The organism is Chryseobacterium sp. JV274 (assembly GCF_903969135.1).
In the GTDB taxonomy this organism is placed as follows: Bacteria; Bacteroidota; Bacteroidia; order Flavobacteriales; family Weeksellaceae; genus Chryseobacterium.
In genome coordinates this window covers 3,410,557-3,427,993 of record NZ_LR824569.1, presented here as the reverse complement: position 1 = coordinate 3,427,993, position 17,437 = coordinate 3,410,557, and the positions used below count along the sequence as shown (strand labels likewise).

The window sequence follows — 17,437 nt, the reverse complement described above, 5'->3', positions numbered from 1 at the left end:
AAATAAAAGGAAAGTAATAAGTAAAAGCAACTTACACTTTATTTGGAACTCGACTAATTTTTTCTAAAAACCCAGTAAACTAATTCACTTAACTCTTTATTTAGTTAATTTTAAACTTGCAATTGTTTTTATAAAATGACTTTAAATCAAGTCAAAAATACTCATTTTCTTAAAATTATTTTGTACATTCACAAACAAAACTAACCATTATTTTATGAAGACCGTTCCAATTTTGTTATTTTTATTCATCTGTTCAAATTATAATTCACAGACATTACTATCCCTATATGGTACTGGGCTTGTACCCAGTAATAACTCAGTAATAGGTAGTAAAAAATCTGACAAATTGACTTACGATGAAATAGAAGGAAGCGCCTATTTTGATAAGCAATTTTCAATGGCATCAGTATCTACGAGTTATGAAGATGTTTTAGTAAGATATAATATCTATAAGGACGAAGTAGAATTCAAGAAAAATGAAGAGATAATGGTCTTACCTAAAACGGATACCTTTTCAAAAATTGTATTTAAAAATTCAAAAAATGTACTCGTTTTGTTAGACTCAACAGGATATTATTTTGAGATTGTAAAAGGTAAATATGCTCTTTACAAAAAACTTAAAACAAAGTTTATAGATTTTGTTCCTGCACCTACACCTTATCAAGCAGATCAACCAGCGAAGTTTAGAAACATGGAACCGGCATATTATATTAAAACCAATGATCGGCTTATTGGAAATTTTAAATCAACAAAAGATTTAGCGTCTCAACTTCCAGATAAAAAAGATGTTTTGAACAGCTTTCTAAAATCAAATAAAATAAAAGTTGATAAAGAAGAAGATTTAATAAAATTAGTTAATTTTCTGAACCAACAGTAATATTATTTCCTACTTCTAAAAAAGAACTTTATAAATAGTTATACTAAAACAAAGACCAGCTGTTAAACAGCATGGTCTTTTTATTTTTTAATTTTGTAAAATCACACATCAAAAAATGAAGTAGATCATAAACAAATTCTCTATATCATCAGTTGTCTAATTTTGAGTCTTTAACTTTTTCTTCTATAGCATGTAAATACATCTTTTAAAAGCTATAAAAAAACAACCACTCCTAAGGAATGGTTGTTTTTTTTATTTCAGATGACTATAATATTTCTATAATCAAATATAAATATTAGTGGGGTTTAAAAATACATCTTGCAGTAAATGGATTACTAAATAATGATTGCCCTACTACAATATCTATAATTCCTGTATTTGGATCATATGTACCTGTACCACCTTTACCATATGACACATCACTTTTAAATGTAGCAGTCCTACAGTTGATAGTAATTACCCCTGGGTGAAGATATTGGTTATTGTAACTTGGATCTTCAGTAGCCCAAGCAACAAATGTTGGACCCCATGATGAATTAACTTTAAACTGATTATCTGTGCCTGCTACAGGAGTGAACACCTGCTGATGAGAAGGAGCATTATCTCCAAATGCGATAACATCTACATCATAAGTCAAAGGGAAGTTTGTTAATGGACAAGACATTTTAAAATTAACGACTACCTCCTGATTGAATATAGCATTACCAAGAGTACCCGATTTAAGTTTAAAAACAGCAACTTTTCCAGCCTCAGCTGCAGTTTCTGTTACTTTAATTTTAAAATCACCCAATATGCTTCCTGATTTTAGAACGTCAGTTCCCTCAACAATCGTGAAGTCAGTTCCTAAAACAGCAGTAGATTTACTAGCATCAAATACTAGCTCAACATTGTGATCTCCATCTACAGCTTTAAGAACACCATAAGTAACCAAATAATCAGCACTATTTTTATTCAGAACAACAAATGCCGTTTGTTCTGTTTTGTCAAACTCCAATAAAGAGTTTCCTTCATATGTCGGCTCATCGTCGTATTTACATGCCACTACTGTAAGGCCAAAAACAATTAAAACCGAAAGAAATTTAAATATATTTTTCATTTTCTATAACTTTGATAAAATTAATAACCAGGATTTTGAACAATAGACGGGTTACCTAATACTTCAGATTGTGGGATAGGAAATGTCCATCTGTAATCCGTAATACTTAAAGTAAGAGGTGTGCTTACAATATCATCTGTATGACTTCTATCAATGCTTATATCTGCTTTATTAGCTTTACCTAATCTTCTTAAGTCAACATACCTAAAGCCTTCAAAACAAAACTCAACTCGTCTCTCTTTTAATATATCACGGTAAGCTTCTTTTTGAGAGGAATAAGATAATGCAGGTGCTGTACCAGCAAATCTTCTTGCATCCCTTACTTTCTTAACATTCAGAGCTGCATCAGTTAAATTATTTTCTGCAACTGCAGCCTCAGCAAGGATTAAGTACATTTCAGAAAGTCTGAATATTTTCAAATCATTTCTAAGCGGTGTATTACCTTTACCCGGGTATTTATCGATAACCAAGACATCCGTAAATCTGTAGTCTGCATCTGTATCATATGTTGCACTAACTAAAGAAGTAGGATCAATAAATGCCCATCTTCTAACATCATAAGCAGGATCCATTAAATTAAATAAGTTCCGTCCCATATCTAATAAAGGAGAACCATTAAGATCCGTGGTATTAGTAGTAAAAAGATTTGCCACATTGCTCCAAGAGCCTGCTGAAGGTCTACTAAGTGCAAAAATAGTTTCTCCTTGAGCTGCATCTACCCACATTTTTCTATATGGGTTTGCAGTTGAAGCTGAATAGAAAGCTGAATTGAATGCAGTACTTCCCGGATTTGCAGGCATAGGGGTTGCTATAGTTAATGCTCCACCTGCATTAATAACAGCTTGTGCATACTGTTTTGCTAGTGTATACTTTTCTCTGTATGAATACATTCTAGCTCTAATAGCATTAATTAGATTATTTGTTACAAAAAAGTATGAATTTCCAGGTTTAAGATTCGTTTCAGCAAAATTTAGATCACTCTCAATCTTAGCATAAATTTCTCCATTAGTTACTCTTGGAAGTTGAGAATCAATTTCAGGAACTCCTTCTACCCAAATTACACCTAATGCACTATCATCAGCCATATTTGTAGTAAAATAAGATTCTAATCTTAAATACGCGAGTGCTCTCATAGTCCTTGCTTCAGCTAAAATAGAGTTATACTCTGCTTCTTCACCTGATTTTGGAGTTATCGTAGTGGCAGCTCTCAACAGCCTGTTAACACGGTTAATTGTAAGATAGCTGTTTACCCAAACGCCTGTTACCTGTGCAGTAGCACTATTTAAAATATATCTGTGCTCAGCAAAATACCAACCTGAGTTTCCTGGTGTAATACCTACTTCATCAGTAAATGCCGATGTTAATTGTATTTCATTGCCAGTGTCATATGAAGTATATATATTTCCATTTAAAAAAGATCTTAAATCGGAAACCCTTTGAAGTGCTACCTGTTCCGTCAATTCTCCATCTTGTACGATATCAATTGCATCCTTACAAGATGACAGAGAGAAAGCTATCGCAACACCATATATTAAATATTTGATTTTTTTCATTTTATAACTTTTTTTTAAAATTCAATATTTGCACCTAAACTCACTGTTTTCATATTTGGATAAACCGATAAAGAATATGCAAAATTTGGTTCTGGATCATATCCTCTCCATTTTGTCCATGTAAGTAAGTTTTCAGCTTGAACAAATACCTTCATACCTCTAACAAAGGTATTTTGAAGAACTGATTTTGGTAAACTATATCCAACGGAAAGATTCTTTAATCTTACGAATGATGCGTCTTTTAAAAATCTATCTGAATAATCAGCTAACTGAAGATTGGTTGCTGTTAAAGAAGGAATATCTCCGTTCAAGTTAGTAGGAGACCAGGCATTAAGCATATCTGCTGACTGGTTCCAAGTACCAATACTTGATGGATCATATAACCATGCCATCGCATTATCATATTTCCAAACATCTGCTTGATAGGTAAAGTGAGCATCAACAAAAACACCTTTATACTCAAAGTTGAAACCAAATCCTCCACTCCACACAGGGAACATATTCTTACCTGTAGCTCTTGCATCTGTTGTGTTATTAATAGTTTCAGTTGGATTACCATTAATATCTTCATAAAGAGCCTGCCCATTCGCGGGATTAACTCCTAAATAAGGGGCAAGAAACCACTGATCAATAGGCCCACCAACAACATTTCTATTTGTTCCGGCATTATCATCCTTAACTAAAGATAAAATCTTGTTCTTATTATAGGCAGTATTACCATATATTGAAAGTTTTGTACTCTCACTCTGAATAATGTTATATCTTAATAAGACTTCAATACCTCTGTTTTGAAGCTTACCATTATTACCTTTAATAGAAGTTGTTCCTGTAACCGCAGATAAGTTAATATCATTGTATAGATCTTTTGTTGTTTTATCATAAACATCAATATTACCTTCCAGTTTCCTATTCAGCATTCTGAAATCTAAACCAATGTTAGTCTGTGCAAGCCTTTCCCATTTTACATCAGGATTAGCAAATACTCCTACTCCTAAGGCCCCTGCGATATTATTATAACCAGTACCTGCTAAGTAAGTATCTCTAACAAGGTTAGTCCCCACTAGCATTGGGTTACTACCTGCAGATACAGCAATAATGTTTTGGTTACCTTGCTCACCATAAGAAACTCTTAATTTCAACATATCGAATATAGATCCTTGCATAAAGTTTTCTTTATCGATGTTCCATCTACCTGCAACTGACCAAAATGTAGCCCACTTGTTATCAGAAACAAATCTGTATGATCCATCTCTTCTCACCAATGCACTTACCCCATATTTACTATCATAGTCATAATCTACAGTTGCAAAATAAGCTAAAGCGCCTGCTTTAATTTTATTTGCTGAAGCAGTTGGTACATAATAAACAATAGGTGAACCACCACTTGGGTTAGCATAGTATACAGGGTCAACATAACCTGTCCCTGCTCCAAAGACCCAGTTTATAGGGTTCAAACCTGTTCTTCTTTGAGATGTACCGTTATAAATAATTTTAAGATAATCTAAATAAACACCTCCATTAATAGTATGTTTATCTCCAAAAGTTTTGTTAAAGTTTAAACTAGTAATAGCGTTATAGTTAAACTCTCTTGTTTTTGCAAAATCTTCAATACCACCAAATGGATTCGGATTTACAGTAGTATTCGCTGTAGATGCAGCTGTTGCTATCGCTAAATAGTTCCAAGGAGCTCTCGCAAAATTAGTTTCTTGATATTTATAATCTACCCCTGATTTATGGTTAAGTGTTAAATAATCAGTTAATTTATATCCTAAATTAATATTCGCAATAATACCTGTTTCGGTTCTTTCATTTGGCATTGAACCTTTTCTTAGTACATCTTCAAGAGAATAAATATTTTTTCCTCCATCAAAATTAGTCCCTATAGCATTATATAGTTGCTGTCCATTTTGATAAAGTCCGGATTGCAAATATGGTAATCCTGCATTAGCACCATGCAATGGGTTTTGAATAGAGTTGTTGCTTATATTAGCATTAGTTTCTTCATCAAGCTGATGTCTTTTTGAAAATGATAATGCAACTTGGGCTCCATAAGTAAATTTACCATTATCTGACTTACCATTTAAATTATTTCTAAAAGTAAATCTCTTAAAATCAGAAACATTAGATACAATACCTGTTTGATCAAAATATCCTAGGGATGAATATAAATTTACATTTTGTCCCCCTACTGTCATTGCTACGTCATGCTTTTGTGTAAAACCTGCATTAAAGAAAACTTTTCTCCAATCAGTATTCACTGCATAGCTGTTTATCTGTGCATCGGTAAGTGTAGCCCCTAATCCAGCACCTGCTCTTTTCTCTAATGTCAGCGCTTGCTGGGTATTAGACATGTTATAGTCTGTCTTTGGTAAAAAGCTCACTCCTGTAAATCCATTATATGAGAATCTCATTGGTGAGTTATACTTACCTCTTTTAGTATTAATAACAATCACCCCATTTGCAGCTCTGTTACCATAGATAGAAGTTGCAGCAGCATCTTTAAGAATAGAAGCAGATTCTATGTCACTATCATTTAAGTTTCTGTATTGGGTCGCATTAGAAATAATACCATCAATAACATATAATGGTTCAGATCCTGCGCTTAAAGACCCTACCCCTCTAATGATTACATCAATTTTCCCAGATCCAGGTTGACCTGATGTTGAGTTAATTGTCAAACCAGGCGCTTCACCTTGCAAAGAGTTCAAAAATGACGTTGTAGGACGATTTTCAAATTTTTCTGCAGTAACAGTTGTAGAAGCTGTTACGTCTTTTGCTTTTGTAGATACTTTACTATATCCAAGTACAACTACCTCTTCAATTTTTGTTTCTTTTGCCGCTTTTGGCTTAATAGTGTCGCTTGCCTTTTTTTGAGCAAACGCAGCCTGGCCTGTAAAAAACAGCACACCAGCTGTCAATACACGTAATTTAACATTCATATTAACAAATTTTAATATATTTAATGGGCAAATATGTTAATAAATATTAACATCCACAAATTAAACCACTGTTTAAACAGTGGTTTTTTTTAATATTTTATTTGAAAATAACGCAAATTAAATAGGATTCAATAATAATAGATGGTTTTTATTCAATAAAAAATAATTTTTTTACAGACCAAATTCATTTTAACAAATTATTAATAATTCAAAAAAAATTATTTAGAATCATTATAAATTAATTGAGTATAAAAAATAAAAAAACCACTTTATAAAAAAGTGGTTTTCACATATTTAGGATATATTTATTTCAGTTTCTTCTTAACAGCTACTTCTTCGTAAACTTCAAGAATATCTCCGATTTCGATATCATTATAACCTTTCAGGTTCAGACCACATTCGTAGCCTTTTGTGACTTCTTTAACATCGTCTTTGAAACGCTTCAAGCTTTCAAGTTCACCGTCAAATTTAACAATACCATCTCTTAACAGACGTACTTTCGATTGTCTTGTAACTTTTCCGGTAAGAACCATACATCCGGCAATTGAACCAACCTTAGAAATCTTGAATACCTCACGGATTTCAACATTACCAATTACCTGCTCCTGAATTTCCGGAGAAAGCATTCCTTCCATTGCTTCTTTTACCTCATCTATTGCTTTATAGATTACAGAGTATGTTCTGATTTCAATTTCCTCACGGTCTGCAAGCTCTTTGGCATTAGCACCTGCTCTTACATTAAATCCAATGATAATCGCATCTGATGCTGCTGCTAAATTGATATCAGATTCCGTAATCTGTCCTACACCTGAGTGAAGGATTTTTACGCTGATCTCCTCTGTTGACAATCTTTGTAACTGATCAGAAAGTGCTTCCACAGAACCATCCACGTCACCTTTAAGAATAATATTCAATTCTTTGAATTCTCCTAAAGCAATACGTCTACCTAATTCTTCAAGCGTTGTATGTTTTTTCGTTCTGATAGAAAGTTCTCTCTGAAGCTGTTCTCTCTTGTTGGCAATAGCCTTACCTTCACTTTCGTCAGCATATACACGGAATTTATCACCAGCAGTTGGCGCTCCATCTAAACCTAAGATTGTTGCAGGAATTGAAGGTCCAGCTTCATTAAGGTTTTTACCTCTTTCATCAAGTAACGCTTTTACTTTACCATGATTTTTACCAGCTACTACATAGTCTCCTACTCTTAATGTTCCGGTTTGTACTAACATGGTAGCAACATATCCTCTACCTTTATCTAAAGATGCTTCAATAACAACACCATTTGCAGAACGATCAGGATTCGCTTTTAGTTCAAGCATTTCAGCCTGTAATAAAACTTTTTCCAATAATACGTCTACATTATTACCAAACTTAGCTGAAATTTCCTGCGCCTGAACATTTCCACCCCATTCTTCAACTAAAACCGGAGGGTTTAAGCCTGAAAGCTGTTGACGAATGTTATCAGGGTTTGCATTTGGCTTATCAACTTTATTGATTGCAATAATCATTGGTACCTGTGCAGCCTGGGCGTGAGCAATTGCTTCTTTCGTTTGTGGCATTACATCATCATCAGCAGCAATTACAATAATTGCAATATCCGTGATTTGTGCACCTCTCGCTCTCATTGCTGTAAAGGCTTCGTGACCAGGAGTATCTAAGAATGTAATTCTCTGACCGTTTTCCAGTTTCACGTTATAAGCACCGATGTGCTGAGTAATACCTCCAGATTCACCTGCAATTACGTTAGTTTTTCTAACATAATCCAATAATGAAGTTTTACCGTGGTCAACGTGTCCCATTACAGTAACTACTGGCGCTCTTGATACTAAGCTTTCTTCACTGTCGATTTCATCTTCGCTGTCACTTTCTTCAAGGTCAGCATCCGAGAATTCAATTTTATAACCAAACTCATCTGCTACCAATAATAAAGTATCAGCTTCAAGTCTTTGGTTCATGGTAACCATTACACCTAGTGAGAAACAAGCAGAAATTACTTCAGTTGGAGAAACATTCATCAAACTTGCCAATTCACCTACAGTGATGAATTCTGTTACTTTAAGAGTTCTGTCTTGTGCCTCAAGCTCCTGCTGACGCTCATCCTGCTCTCTACGGAAAGTTCTTTTGTCTTTTCTGTGTTTTGCAGATTTAGATTTACCTCCTTTATTAGTAAGTTTTTCTAGTGTTTCTTTGATCTGGTTCTTAACTTGCTCGTCAGTCAGCTCAACTGGCATAACTCTTTGTCCAGGTCTATTGTTCTGGCCTCCTTTCTTGAAGCCACCACCACCTTGACCTTGAGGACGGTTTCCTCCACCTTGGTTGTTTCCAAAACGGTTTCCTCCTTGACCACCTTGACCTTGTGGACGGTTTCCTTGGCCACCTTGACCCTGACGGTTTCCACCTTGGCCACCCTGTCCACCATTGTTGTTATGCGGACGGTTTCCACCTTGGCCTTGACCACCTTGGTTGTTGTTATTATTTCCTGAGTTTTGATTATTCCCCTGACCTTGTTGGTTGTTTTGGCCACCAGGTTTTTCAATTCTCTTTCTTTTCTTTTTTGCTCCAGAACCTGGTTTTGGTGCAAATTGAGTCAAGTCGATCTTTTCTCCAACGATCTTAGGACCGTCAAGTTTCTGATATACTGTCTCAATTTTCTGAGGCTCCTGAGATTCAGGTTCAGCCTCAGCCGCTTTTGGAGTTTCCACTTTTTTCTCCTCCACAACAGCTGGTTTTGGAGTTTCTTTTACTGTTTCCACAGGTTTCACTTCTTCTTTTTTCTCCTCCATTTTTGGCTTGTCTTTTTTCACAGGTCTGTTTCTAGATTCTATTTGAGACAAATCAATCTTATCCAAAACTTTGAATTCCTGTTTTTCAGGAGCTGCTTTTACTTCCGGCTGTTCTTCTTTCACGATTTCTTCTTTCTTTTCTTCAACCGGTGTTGCAACAGGAGCCACAGGAGCTGCAGGAGCTTCCTCAACTTCAGGCTTCTTAGGTTCTAGATCTATTTTACCTAAAATTCTAGTTTCTGGTTTATTTGCTTTAGCTCTTATCACTTCAGGGGTTTTCTTCTCTTCAATTTCCAGTTTTTCTTCCGGAACTTTAGTGATCACCACCTCATGGGAAGCCTTTCGTTGTTCGCCGTCTTTAGCAAACTCAGCCTCCAATGCAGAATATGCCGATTCTTCCAATTGAGCGTTAGGATTGCTTTCAACTTCAATACCCTTTGATTGTAAAAACTCTACTAATCTGGACATCGAAATGTTGAATTCCTTAACCGCTTTATTTAATCTAATTTTTGGCATCTATATTATTTACTGTTTTTTAATTTTTAAAATTAAAGTATTTCCTTTTTACTGTTTATTAAAATTTATTTAAATCTTAATCTTCAAATTCTTCTCTCAAAATACGTTTTACCTCTTCGATTGTTTCTTCTTCAAGGTCTACCATATTTAAAAGACTTTCAGTTTCTTTATCTAATACTGATTTTGCAGTTGTAAGTCCTACTTTCTTAAACTCATCCAAAATCCACTGCTCGATATCGTCATTAAATTCTCTCAATTCAACATCGTCATCCTCGCTGGACTCTCTGTATACATCAATTTCATATCCTGACAACCAAGAAGCCAGTCTAATATTCTGTCCTTGTTTTCCAATTACTTTAGAAATCTCTTCAACAGGAGTATATACTAATGCATAGTTTTGATCCTCATTGATGTCAATTTTATTGACAGTAACATTTCCTAAAGCTCTCTTCACCAAAATTTCAGGGTTTTTAGACCACTGAATAACATCGATGTTCTCATTTCTCAACTCTCTTACAACCCCATGAATTCTGGATCCTTTAACACCTACACAGGCACCTACCGGATCAATTCTGTCATCATAAGCATCTACTGCAATCTTCGCCTTTTCACCAGGAATTCTTACTACCTTTTTCAGCATAATTGTTCCGTCCTGGATCTCAGGAATTTCCAGCTCTAATAATTTCTCAAGGAATTTAGGTGCAGTTCTGGAAATAATAATCTGTGGTTTAGAACCTTTAAAGTCTACTGTTTCAACAATAGCTCTGATATTCTCACCCTTTTTAAAGAAATCGGATGGGATCTGGTTTTCTTTTGGTAAAATAAATTCATTTCCTTCATCATCCAGCAAAATCACGTGCTTATGACGGATATGGTGGATTTCTCCTACAACTATTTCCCCAATTTTATCTCTAAACTGCTCGTACAGCATTGCATTATTGTGCTCCTGAAGTTTTGTAGCCAGAATCTGCTTAAGGGTAAGAATATTTCTTCTTCCCAACTGTGCAACAGGAATTTCCATTGTAAAGTCCTCACCTACTTCAAAGGTAGGATCAATCTTCTTTGCTTCAGAAATTTCAATTTCCAAATCATCATCTTCAGACATTTCGTCCTCTACAATTGTTTTATTTAAAAATATCTGAAAATCTCCTTTATCTGGGTTTACAATCACATCAAAATGATCATCCGAATCAAATCTTTTTCTCAAAAGAGTCTTCAGTGAATCTTCAATAATTGCCATAAGATCAATTTTACTGATCCCCTTTTCGTCTTTAAAATCACCAAAGGATTCAATCAACGCTATATTATCCATCTATTCTTTTTTCTTTTTAAAATTTAATTACTACTAATGCTTTCTTGATTTCGGAGTAAGGAATCTCCTTCTCCTCTTCTACATCTACTTTTCCTTTTCCGATATCTTTCGGCTTACGATAACGCAAAGTAAGCGTGATCTTTTCATCATCTACTTTTGACAATTCTCCTTCTATTTTGGAAGAATCTTCCAGCATTACCTCAATCTCTCTTCCAATGTTTTTACCGAACTGTCTTGGTGTGGATAATGGTTCGCTCAATCCCGCAGACATCACCTGAAGACTGAAGTCATGCTCTTCACGATCCATATTGAATTCTATTGCACGGCTTGCATCAAGGCAGTCCTGCAGCGAAACTCCGTTATCACCATCTAAAATCACTGTAATATCATCCCCTGCAGAAATTTTAAGATCAATAAGAAACAGATCTTTTCTGGTCTCAAGGAATTCATTTAACAATTCGTCAATTCTTTTTCTAAACTCCATATAATTTTATCTTGATTTACAGTACGAAAAAAGGCTTTCTTCCGAAGCCTTCCCATTTTTTCCCGTAAATCCATTGCAAATATACGCATTTTTTCCAAAAACACAAAATTATCTTAAGTATCAAGCAAATAGCGCCAGATCCATTTACAATAAATTAAAAGAATATGTCACAGGATTTTTATTACTTTTGTCTTTAGAATTTAAAAACAAACATTTTGAATATAACGATTGTAGGAACAGGTTATGTGGGGCTAGTTACAGGAACTACTCTGGCAGAACTTGGCAATTCAGTATACTGTGTTGATATTGATGAAAAAAAAGTAGAAGGTTTGAAAAACGGCATTGTTCCCATCTATGAGCCTAACCTTGAAGAGATGTTTTTAAGAAACATTCAGTCTGAAAGATTATTTTTCACCACCGATCTTAAAGAAGCCTTAGATAAAAGCGAAGTCATATATCTGGCATTACCAACTCCTCCGGGAGAAGACGGTTCTGCAGATTTATCTTATGTACTTCAGGTAGCCAACAACATTGGTGAGATGATGACAGAATACAAAGTTGTTGTCAATAAAAGTACTGTTCCCGTAGGAACAGCGGACAGGGTAAGAGAAACAATCGCTTCCAAAACAAACCTCCCTTTTGATGTAGTTTCAAATCCTGAATTTTTAAGAGAAGGTTTTGCCGTTGAAGACTCTATGAATCCCTCAAGAGTAGTTGTAGGTGCCAGCTCAGAAAAAGCAAAAGACATCATGTCTAAAATCTACCAGCCTTTTACCAATACGGGAATTCCAATCATCTTTATGGATGAGAAATCATCGGAGCTTACAAAATATGCTGCGAACTCATTTTTAGCCGTAAAGATTACCTTTATGAACGAAATTGCAAACTACTGCGAAAAAGTAGGTGCAGATGTAGATAAGGTAAGACTGGGAATGGGTAGTGATGACAGAATTGGGCATAGATTCTTATTCCCGGGAATCGGATATGGAGGAAGCTGTTTTCCTAAAGATGTAAAAGCTCTTATCAAATCCGGGAAACAGGAAGATTTTAATTTCCAGATCCTGGAAGCTACTGAAAATGTAAACACCACACAAAAAGTAATTTTAGTGTCTGAAATCGAAAAGTATTTCGGTGGTACTATAAAAGGAAAGAAAATTGCCATGTGGGGACTTGCCTTCAAAGCAAATACAGATGATATCAGAGAGGCTTCATCTTTAGACAACATTGCTCTTTTATTAGAAAAGGGCGCAGAGATTATAGCCTATGATGCTGTTGCTGAAAGCAATGTTCAGAAACTCCTTGGCAGCAAAATACAATATGCCAAAGGAATGTATGACGCATTGGAAGATGTTGATGCATTATTTATCGCCACAGAATGGCCAGAGTTTAAAAATCCTAATTTTGAGCTTATGGCTAAAAAAATGAAAAACAAAGTCATTTTCGACGGCAGAAATATGTACCCATTGGAAATCCCTGAACAAAACGGATTTCATTATAAAAGTATAGGAAGAAAGACCATCTCAAAATAAATAAATGAAAAACATTATCATTACAGGAGGTGCCGGATTCATCGGCTCCCATGTTGTAAGAGAATTTGTAAAAAACAATCCGGATACAAAGATCATCAATCTTGATGCCCTCACCTACGCCGGAAATCTTGAAAACTTAAAGGACATTGAAAATGAACCCAATTACGTTTTCGAAAAAGCAGACATCACAAACCCGGAAGAACTCAGAAAGGTTTTTGAAAAATATAATCCCGATGCTGTAGTACATTTGGCGGCAGAAAGTCATGTAGACAGAAGTATTACAGATCCAATGGCGTTTATTAACACCAATGTAAACGGAACAGCCAATCTTCTGAATCTTTGTAAAGAGTTCTGGACATTAAACCCTGACCACACCCATGGCAGATTCCCGGATGAAAAAAGAACCAACCTTTTCTACCATATTTCCACTGATGAAGTATATGGAAGTTTGGGTGAAACCGGATTCTTTTTAGAAACAACTTCATATGACCCTCAATCTCCATATTCTGCTTCAAAAGCAGCTTCTGATCATTTGGTAAGAGCTTATGGAAATACTTACGGAATGCCGTTCATCGTTTCTAATTGTTCAAACAATTATGGACCCAATCATTTTCCGGAAAAACTTATTCCTCTTTGCATCTCAAATATTATCAACGAAAGACCTCTTCCTATTTATGGTGATGGGAAATATACGAGAGACTGGTTATTTGTAATTGATCACGCCAAAGCAATTCATCAGATTTTCAATGAAGCAAAAACTGGTGAGACTTACAATATCGGAGGATTCAATGAGTGGCAGAATATTGATCTTGTAAAAGAACTGATCAAGCAAATGGATGCTAAACTAGAAAAACCGGAAGGCTATTCTGAAAAACTGATCACTTTTGTAAAGGACAGACCTGGCCATGACAAGCGCTATGCTATTGATGCCACGAAACTAAATAAGGACTTAGGCTGGAAACCTTCGGTAACTTTTGAAGAAGGGCTGGGAAAAACGATTGACTGGTATCTTGAAAATAAAGAATGGCTTGAAAATGTAACTTCAGGAAATTATCAGGATTACTACAACAAACAATACAGCTAAAGGTCTTAGCTATTGAAAGGACAATCCAGAAATAGCAAAATAAAATCAATTTATAACACAAAAGAAATAAGCGTAATACGCACCACCAAATGAAAGGAATAATATTAGCCGGAGGTTCCGGAACAAGACTTTACCCTCTAACCATTGCCGTAAGCAAGCAGCTGATGCCTGTTTATGACAAACCAATGATCTATTATCCGCTTTCCACACTTCTTTTAGCCGGAATCAAGGATATCCTAATCATTACTACCCCACACGACCAGGCCGGGTTTATCAAACTTTTGGGAGATGGTTCTCAAATTGGCTGTAATATAGAATATGTTGTACAGCCAAGCCCTGATGGTTTAGCGCAGGCATTTATTTTGGGAGACCAGTTTATCGGCAATGATTCTGCTGCACTGGTATTAGGTGATAATATTTTCTACGGTTCCGAAATGGGAACTTTACTGAAAAATAAAACCAACCCGAATGGAGGAGTTGTTTTTGCCTATCACGTTGCTGACCCCGAAAGATATGGGGTTGTAGAATTTGATAAAGATTTAAAGGCAGTTTCTATTGAAGAAAAACCTATAAATCCTAAGTCAAATTATGCAGTACCGGGTCTTTATTTTTATGATAACGATGTGGTAGAAATTGCTAAAAACATCAAGCCTTCTGCAAGAGGCGAGTTGGAAATTACTGATATCAACAACGTCTATTTAAAAAATGAAAAGCTTGAGGTTGCAGTTCTTGACAGAGGTACTGCATGGCTGGACACCGGAACTTTTGACTCTCTTCATGACGCTTCAGAATTTGTAAGTGTTATAGAAAAAAGACAAGGGTTTAAAATCGGCTGTATTGAAGAAATAGCGTTCAGGAATAAATTCATTAATGAAGAAAAACTGCTTGAAACTGCGGTAAAATATGGCAAAAGCGGCTATGGTGAATATCTGAAACAACTTATCGGGAAATAACAAAAATAATTTATAAAAATCATAGACTATTGGCTTTATGGCCAATAGTTTTTGTTCATACCATCAATTATCAATATATTAGTTGTTGATTTTTAGTTTTATTTATCATGAAAATTTATAAACGAAAAGATACGGTAAGAATTAATTATTATAAATTTGCAAAAACTTACACAGATGAATGAACCACAACAGAAGTGGACTGAGACGATTGGTGCAAATCATTCGTTATTTGACTTGAAGCTAAAAGAAGTCTGGAAATACAAAGATCTTGTCTATATGTTTGTAAAGAGAGATTTTATATCCAGTTTTAAGCAGACTATTTTAGGACCTATATGGTTTTTTATCAATCCCATTCTAACAACCATCGTATATCTGGTTATTTTTGGAAGAATTGCGAAACTCCCAACAGATGGAGCACCACCTCTTCTTTTTTATCTGGCCGGCGTTACTCTTTGGAATTATTTTTCTGCCTCTTTACTGGCTACATCCTCCACTTTTACAGGAAATGCCGGAATTTTCGGAAAAGTATATTTTCCAAGACTGGTTACCCCATTGTCAATCGTCATCTCTAACCTTATGAGGTTTGGAGTACAGTTTATTCTATTCATCCTTGCGTGGGCTTATTATTACTATAAAGGAGAAGCCCATCCTAACATCTGGATTCTTGCAACCCCTTTTCTTATATTCCTGATGGCTCTTTTTGCATTAGGTGTTGGAATGATATTTTCTTCACTCACTACGAAATATAAAGATTTGGCAATGCTATTAGGTTTTGGGGTAAGCTTGTATATGTATGCAACTCCAGTAATATATCCTGCCTCCTCATTACCAGGATTCTTCAAAAAATTAGCATATTACAACCCCTTAACCGGTATTTTTGAATGTTTTAAATACGCTTGGATCGGTGTTGGAGACTTTTCTCCCGCTATGCTGGGAATTAGTACTATTATTATTCTTATCCTTTTGATGATAGGAATTGTTGTATTCAATAAAGTTGAAAAAACCTTTATGGATACGGTGTAATTATTTCCTGTTTAAAAATTTAAATTAAAAAAACATGCTAGCTTTAAAAGCAGAAAACATATCTAAACAATACCGTCTGGGACAAGTCGGTACAGGAACATTGTCTCATGATCTCAACAGGTTCTGGTATAAAATAAGAGGAAAGGAAGATCCTTATTTGAAAATTGGAGAAACCAATGACAGAACAACCAAGGGAGACTCTGAATATGTATGGTCTCTCCGTGATATCGATTTTGAAATCGAAAAGGGAGATGCTGTAGGAATTATCGGAAGAAACGGTGCAGGAAAATCAACACTGTTAAAGGTTTTAAGTAAAGTTACAAAACCTACGACAGGTAAGATTTATACCAATGGAAGAATTGCTTCTCTATTGGAAGTAGGAACAGGATTTCATCCTGAAATGACAGGACGGGAAAATGTTTTTCTCAATGGTGCTATTTTAGGAATGACAAGGAAAGAAATCAAGAGAAAATTTGATGAAATTGTAGATTTTTCTGGTGTTGAGAGATATATTGATACTCCTGTTAAAAGATATTCTTCGGGAATGTATGTTCGCCTTGCGTTTGCTGTAGCAGCTCACTTAGAATCTGAGATTTTAATCGTTGACGAGGTTTTAGCAGTGGGTGATGCAGACTTTCAGAAAAAATGCCTTGGAAAGATGAATGATGTCACCAAAGGAGAAGGAAGAACCATCTTATTTGTAAGCCATAATATGACTGCAATAAAAGAGCTTTGTTCATCCGGAATTTTACTTCACCAAGGGCAGTTAACATATAGCGGAGGTATTTTAGATACCATTGCAGAATATCAGAAAAGCTCTGAGAAGCAATCAATTTACCTTCATGAAGGGCCGTTGGAAACAGCTTTAGGAAATGAAAATATCAAAATATTAGAATTTTCTGTTAAACCTACAAAAGGACAGTTTTTAGATATAGAATCAGGGATTAAAATCCTGCTTAGATTTTATAATTTCAAAGAAAATATCAATATTGATACAACTTTTGAGCTGAGAACATATGAAGAAGCGGTAGTTTTCCATACAGGGGCTCCCATTACTACTCAAAATGATTCTCAGAAAAAAGAATATGTTGTAGAATTCGAAATCCCACCACACTTACTCAATACGGGTAATTATTATTTCAAACTCATGTTTGGAGAAGATCAAAGAATCCCTCTTTTTGTAGCCAACGAAATAATAGGTTTTGAAGTTGAAAATGTAAAAATGGGTAAAAATATCAATGTATTACCCGGAATTATCAGACCTGATTTTAATTACATCGTAAAATAA

At 35.1% G+C, this 17,437-nt stretch carries 12 protein-coding genes; 6 read left to right on the top strand and 6 right to left on the bottom strand.

The window, feature by feature from the left end:
• Window positions 1-214: 214 nt before the first annotated feature.
• Window positions 215-877, top strand: a complete 663-nt coding sequence (locus CHRYMOREF3P_RS15805; protein ID WP_180565016.1) for a hypothetical protein — start codon at window positions 215-217, stop codon at window positions 875-877.
• A 295-nt stretch (window positions 878-1,172) separates the two neighbouring features.
• Here the strand turns inward: CHRYMOREF3P_RS15805 and CHRYMOREF3P_RS15800 are convergent, their stop codons facing one another.
• The 6 genes from CHRYMOREF3P_RS15800 to rimP all read right to left on the bottom strand — a co-directional run bounded on the left by CHRYMOREF3P_RS15800 (window position 1,173) and on the right by rimP (window position 11,560).
• Window positions 1,173-1,973, bottom strand: a complete 801-nt coding sequence (locus tag CHRYMOREF3P_RS15800) for a hypothetical protein (RefSeq protein WP_180565015.1) — start codon at window positions 1,971-1,973, stop codon at window positions 1,173-1,175.
• A gap of 20 nt (window positions 1,974-1,993) precedes the next feature.
• Window positions 1,994-3,526 carry a RagB/SusD family nutrient uptake outer membrane protein gene (locus CHRYMOREF3P_RS15795; protein ID WP_180565014.1) on the bottom strand — a complete coding sequence of 511 codons (1,533 nt, stop codon included), beginning with the start codon at window positions 3,524-3,526 and terminating at the stop codon, window positions 1,994-1,996.
• A gap of 14 nt (window positions 3,527-3,540) precedes the next feature.
• Entirely contained in the window at window positions 3,541-6,465 is a 2,925-nt protein-coding gene (locus tag CHRYMOREF3P_RS15790) for a SusC/RagA family TonB-linked outer membrane protein (RefSeq protein ID WP_180565013.1), read from the bottom strand.
• Window positions 6,466-6,770: 305 nt separating this feature from the next.
• Window positions 6,771-9,764, bottom strand: coding sequence for a translation initiation factor IF-2 (gene infB / locus CHRYMOREF3P_RS15785; protein WP_180565012.1), 2,994 nt, complete (start codon window positions 9,762-9,764; stop codon window positions 6,771-6,773).
• 76 nt (window positions 9,765-9,840) lie between these two features.
• Window positions 9,841-11,076: a transcription termination factor NusA gene (gene nusA / locus CHRYMOREF3P_RS15780; protein WP_047097519.1), complete on the bottom strand. Its 1,236-nt coding sequence runs from the start codon at window positions 11,074-11,076 to the stop codon at window positions 9,841-9,843.
• A gap of 16 nt (window positions 11,077-11,092) precedes the next feature.
• Entirely contained in the window at window positions 11,093-11,560 is a 468-nt protein-coding gene (gene rimP, locus CHRYMOREF3P_RS15775; protein WP_077413525.1) for a ribosome assembly cofactor RimP, read from the bottom strand.
• Window positions 11,561-11,775: 215 nt separating this feature from the next.
• On the opposite strand from rimP, the gene CHRYMOREF3P_RS15770 reads away from it, so the two are divergent.
• From CHRYMOREF3P_RS15770 to CHRYMOREF3P_RS15750, 5 genes are all read left to right on the top strand, one after another.
• Entirely contained in the window at window positions 11,776-13,089 is a 1,314-nt protein-coding gene (locus CHRYMOREF3P_RS15770) for a UDP-glucose dehydrogenase family protein (RefSeq protein WP_077413524.1), read from the top strand.
• A 4-nt stretch (window positions 13,090-13,093) separates the two neighbouring features.
• Window positions 13,094-14,173, top strand: a complete 1,080-nt coding sequence (gene rfbB / locus CHRYMOREF3P_RS15765; protein WP_180565011.1) for a dTDP-glucose 4,6-dehydratase — start codon at window positions 13,094-13,096, stop codon at window positions 14,171-14,173.
• Between the two features lie 89 nt (window positions 14,174-14,262).
• Entirely contained in the window at window positions 14,263-15,126 is an 864-nt protein-coding gene (rfbA, locus tag CHRYMOREF3P_RS15760) for a glucose-1-phosphate thymidylyltransferase RfbA (RefSeq protein ID WP_077413522.1), read from the top strand.
• Window positions 15,127-15,300: 174 nt separating this feature from the next.
• On the top strand, window positions 15,301-16,149 hold the full coding sequence (locus tag CHRYMOREF3P_RS15755) for an ABC transporter permease (protein ID WP_077413521.1): 849 nt from the start codon (window positions 15,301-15,303) through the stop codon (window positions 16,147-16,149).
• A 34-nt stretch (window positions 16,150-16,183) separates the two neighbouring features.
• Window positions 16,184-17,437: a polysaccharide ABC transporter ATP-binding protein gene (locus CHRYMOREF3P_RS15750; protein WP_077413520.1), complete on the top strand. Its 1,254-nt coding sequence runs from the start codon at window positions 16,184-16,186 to the stop codon at window positions 17,435-17,437.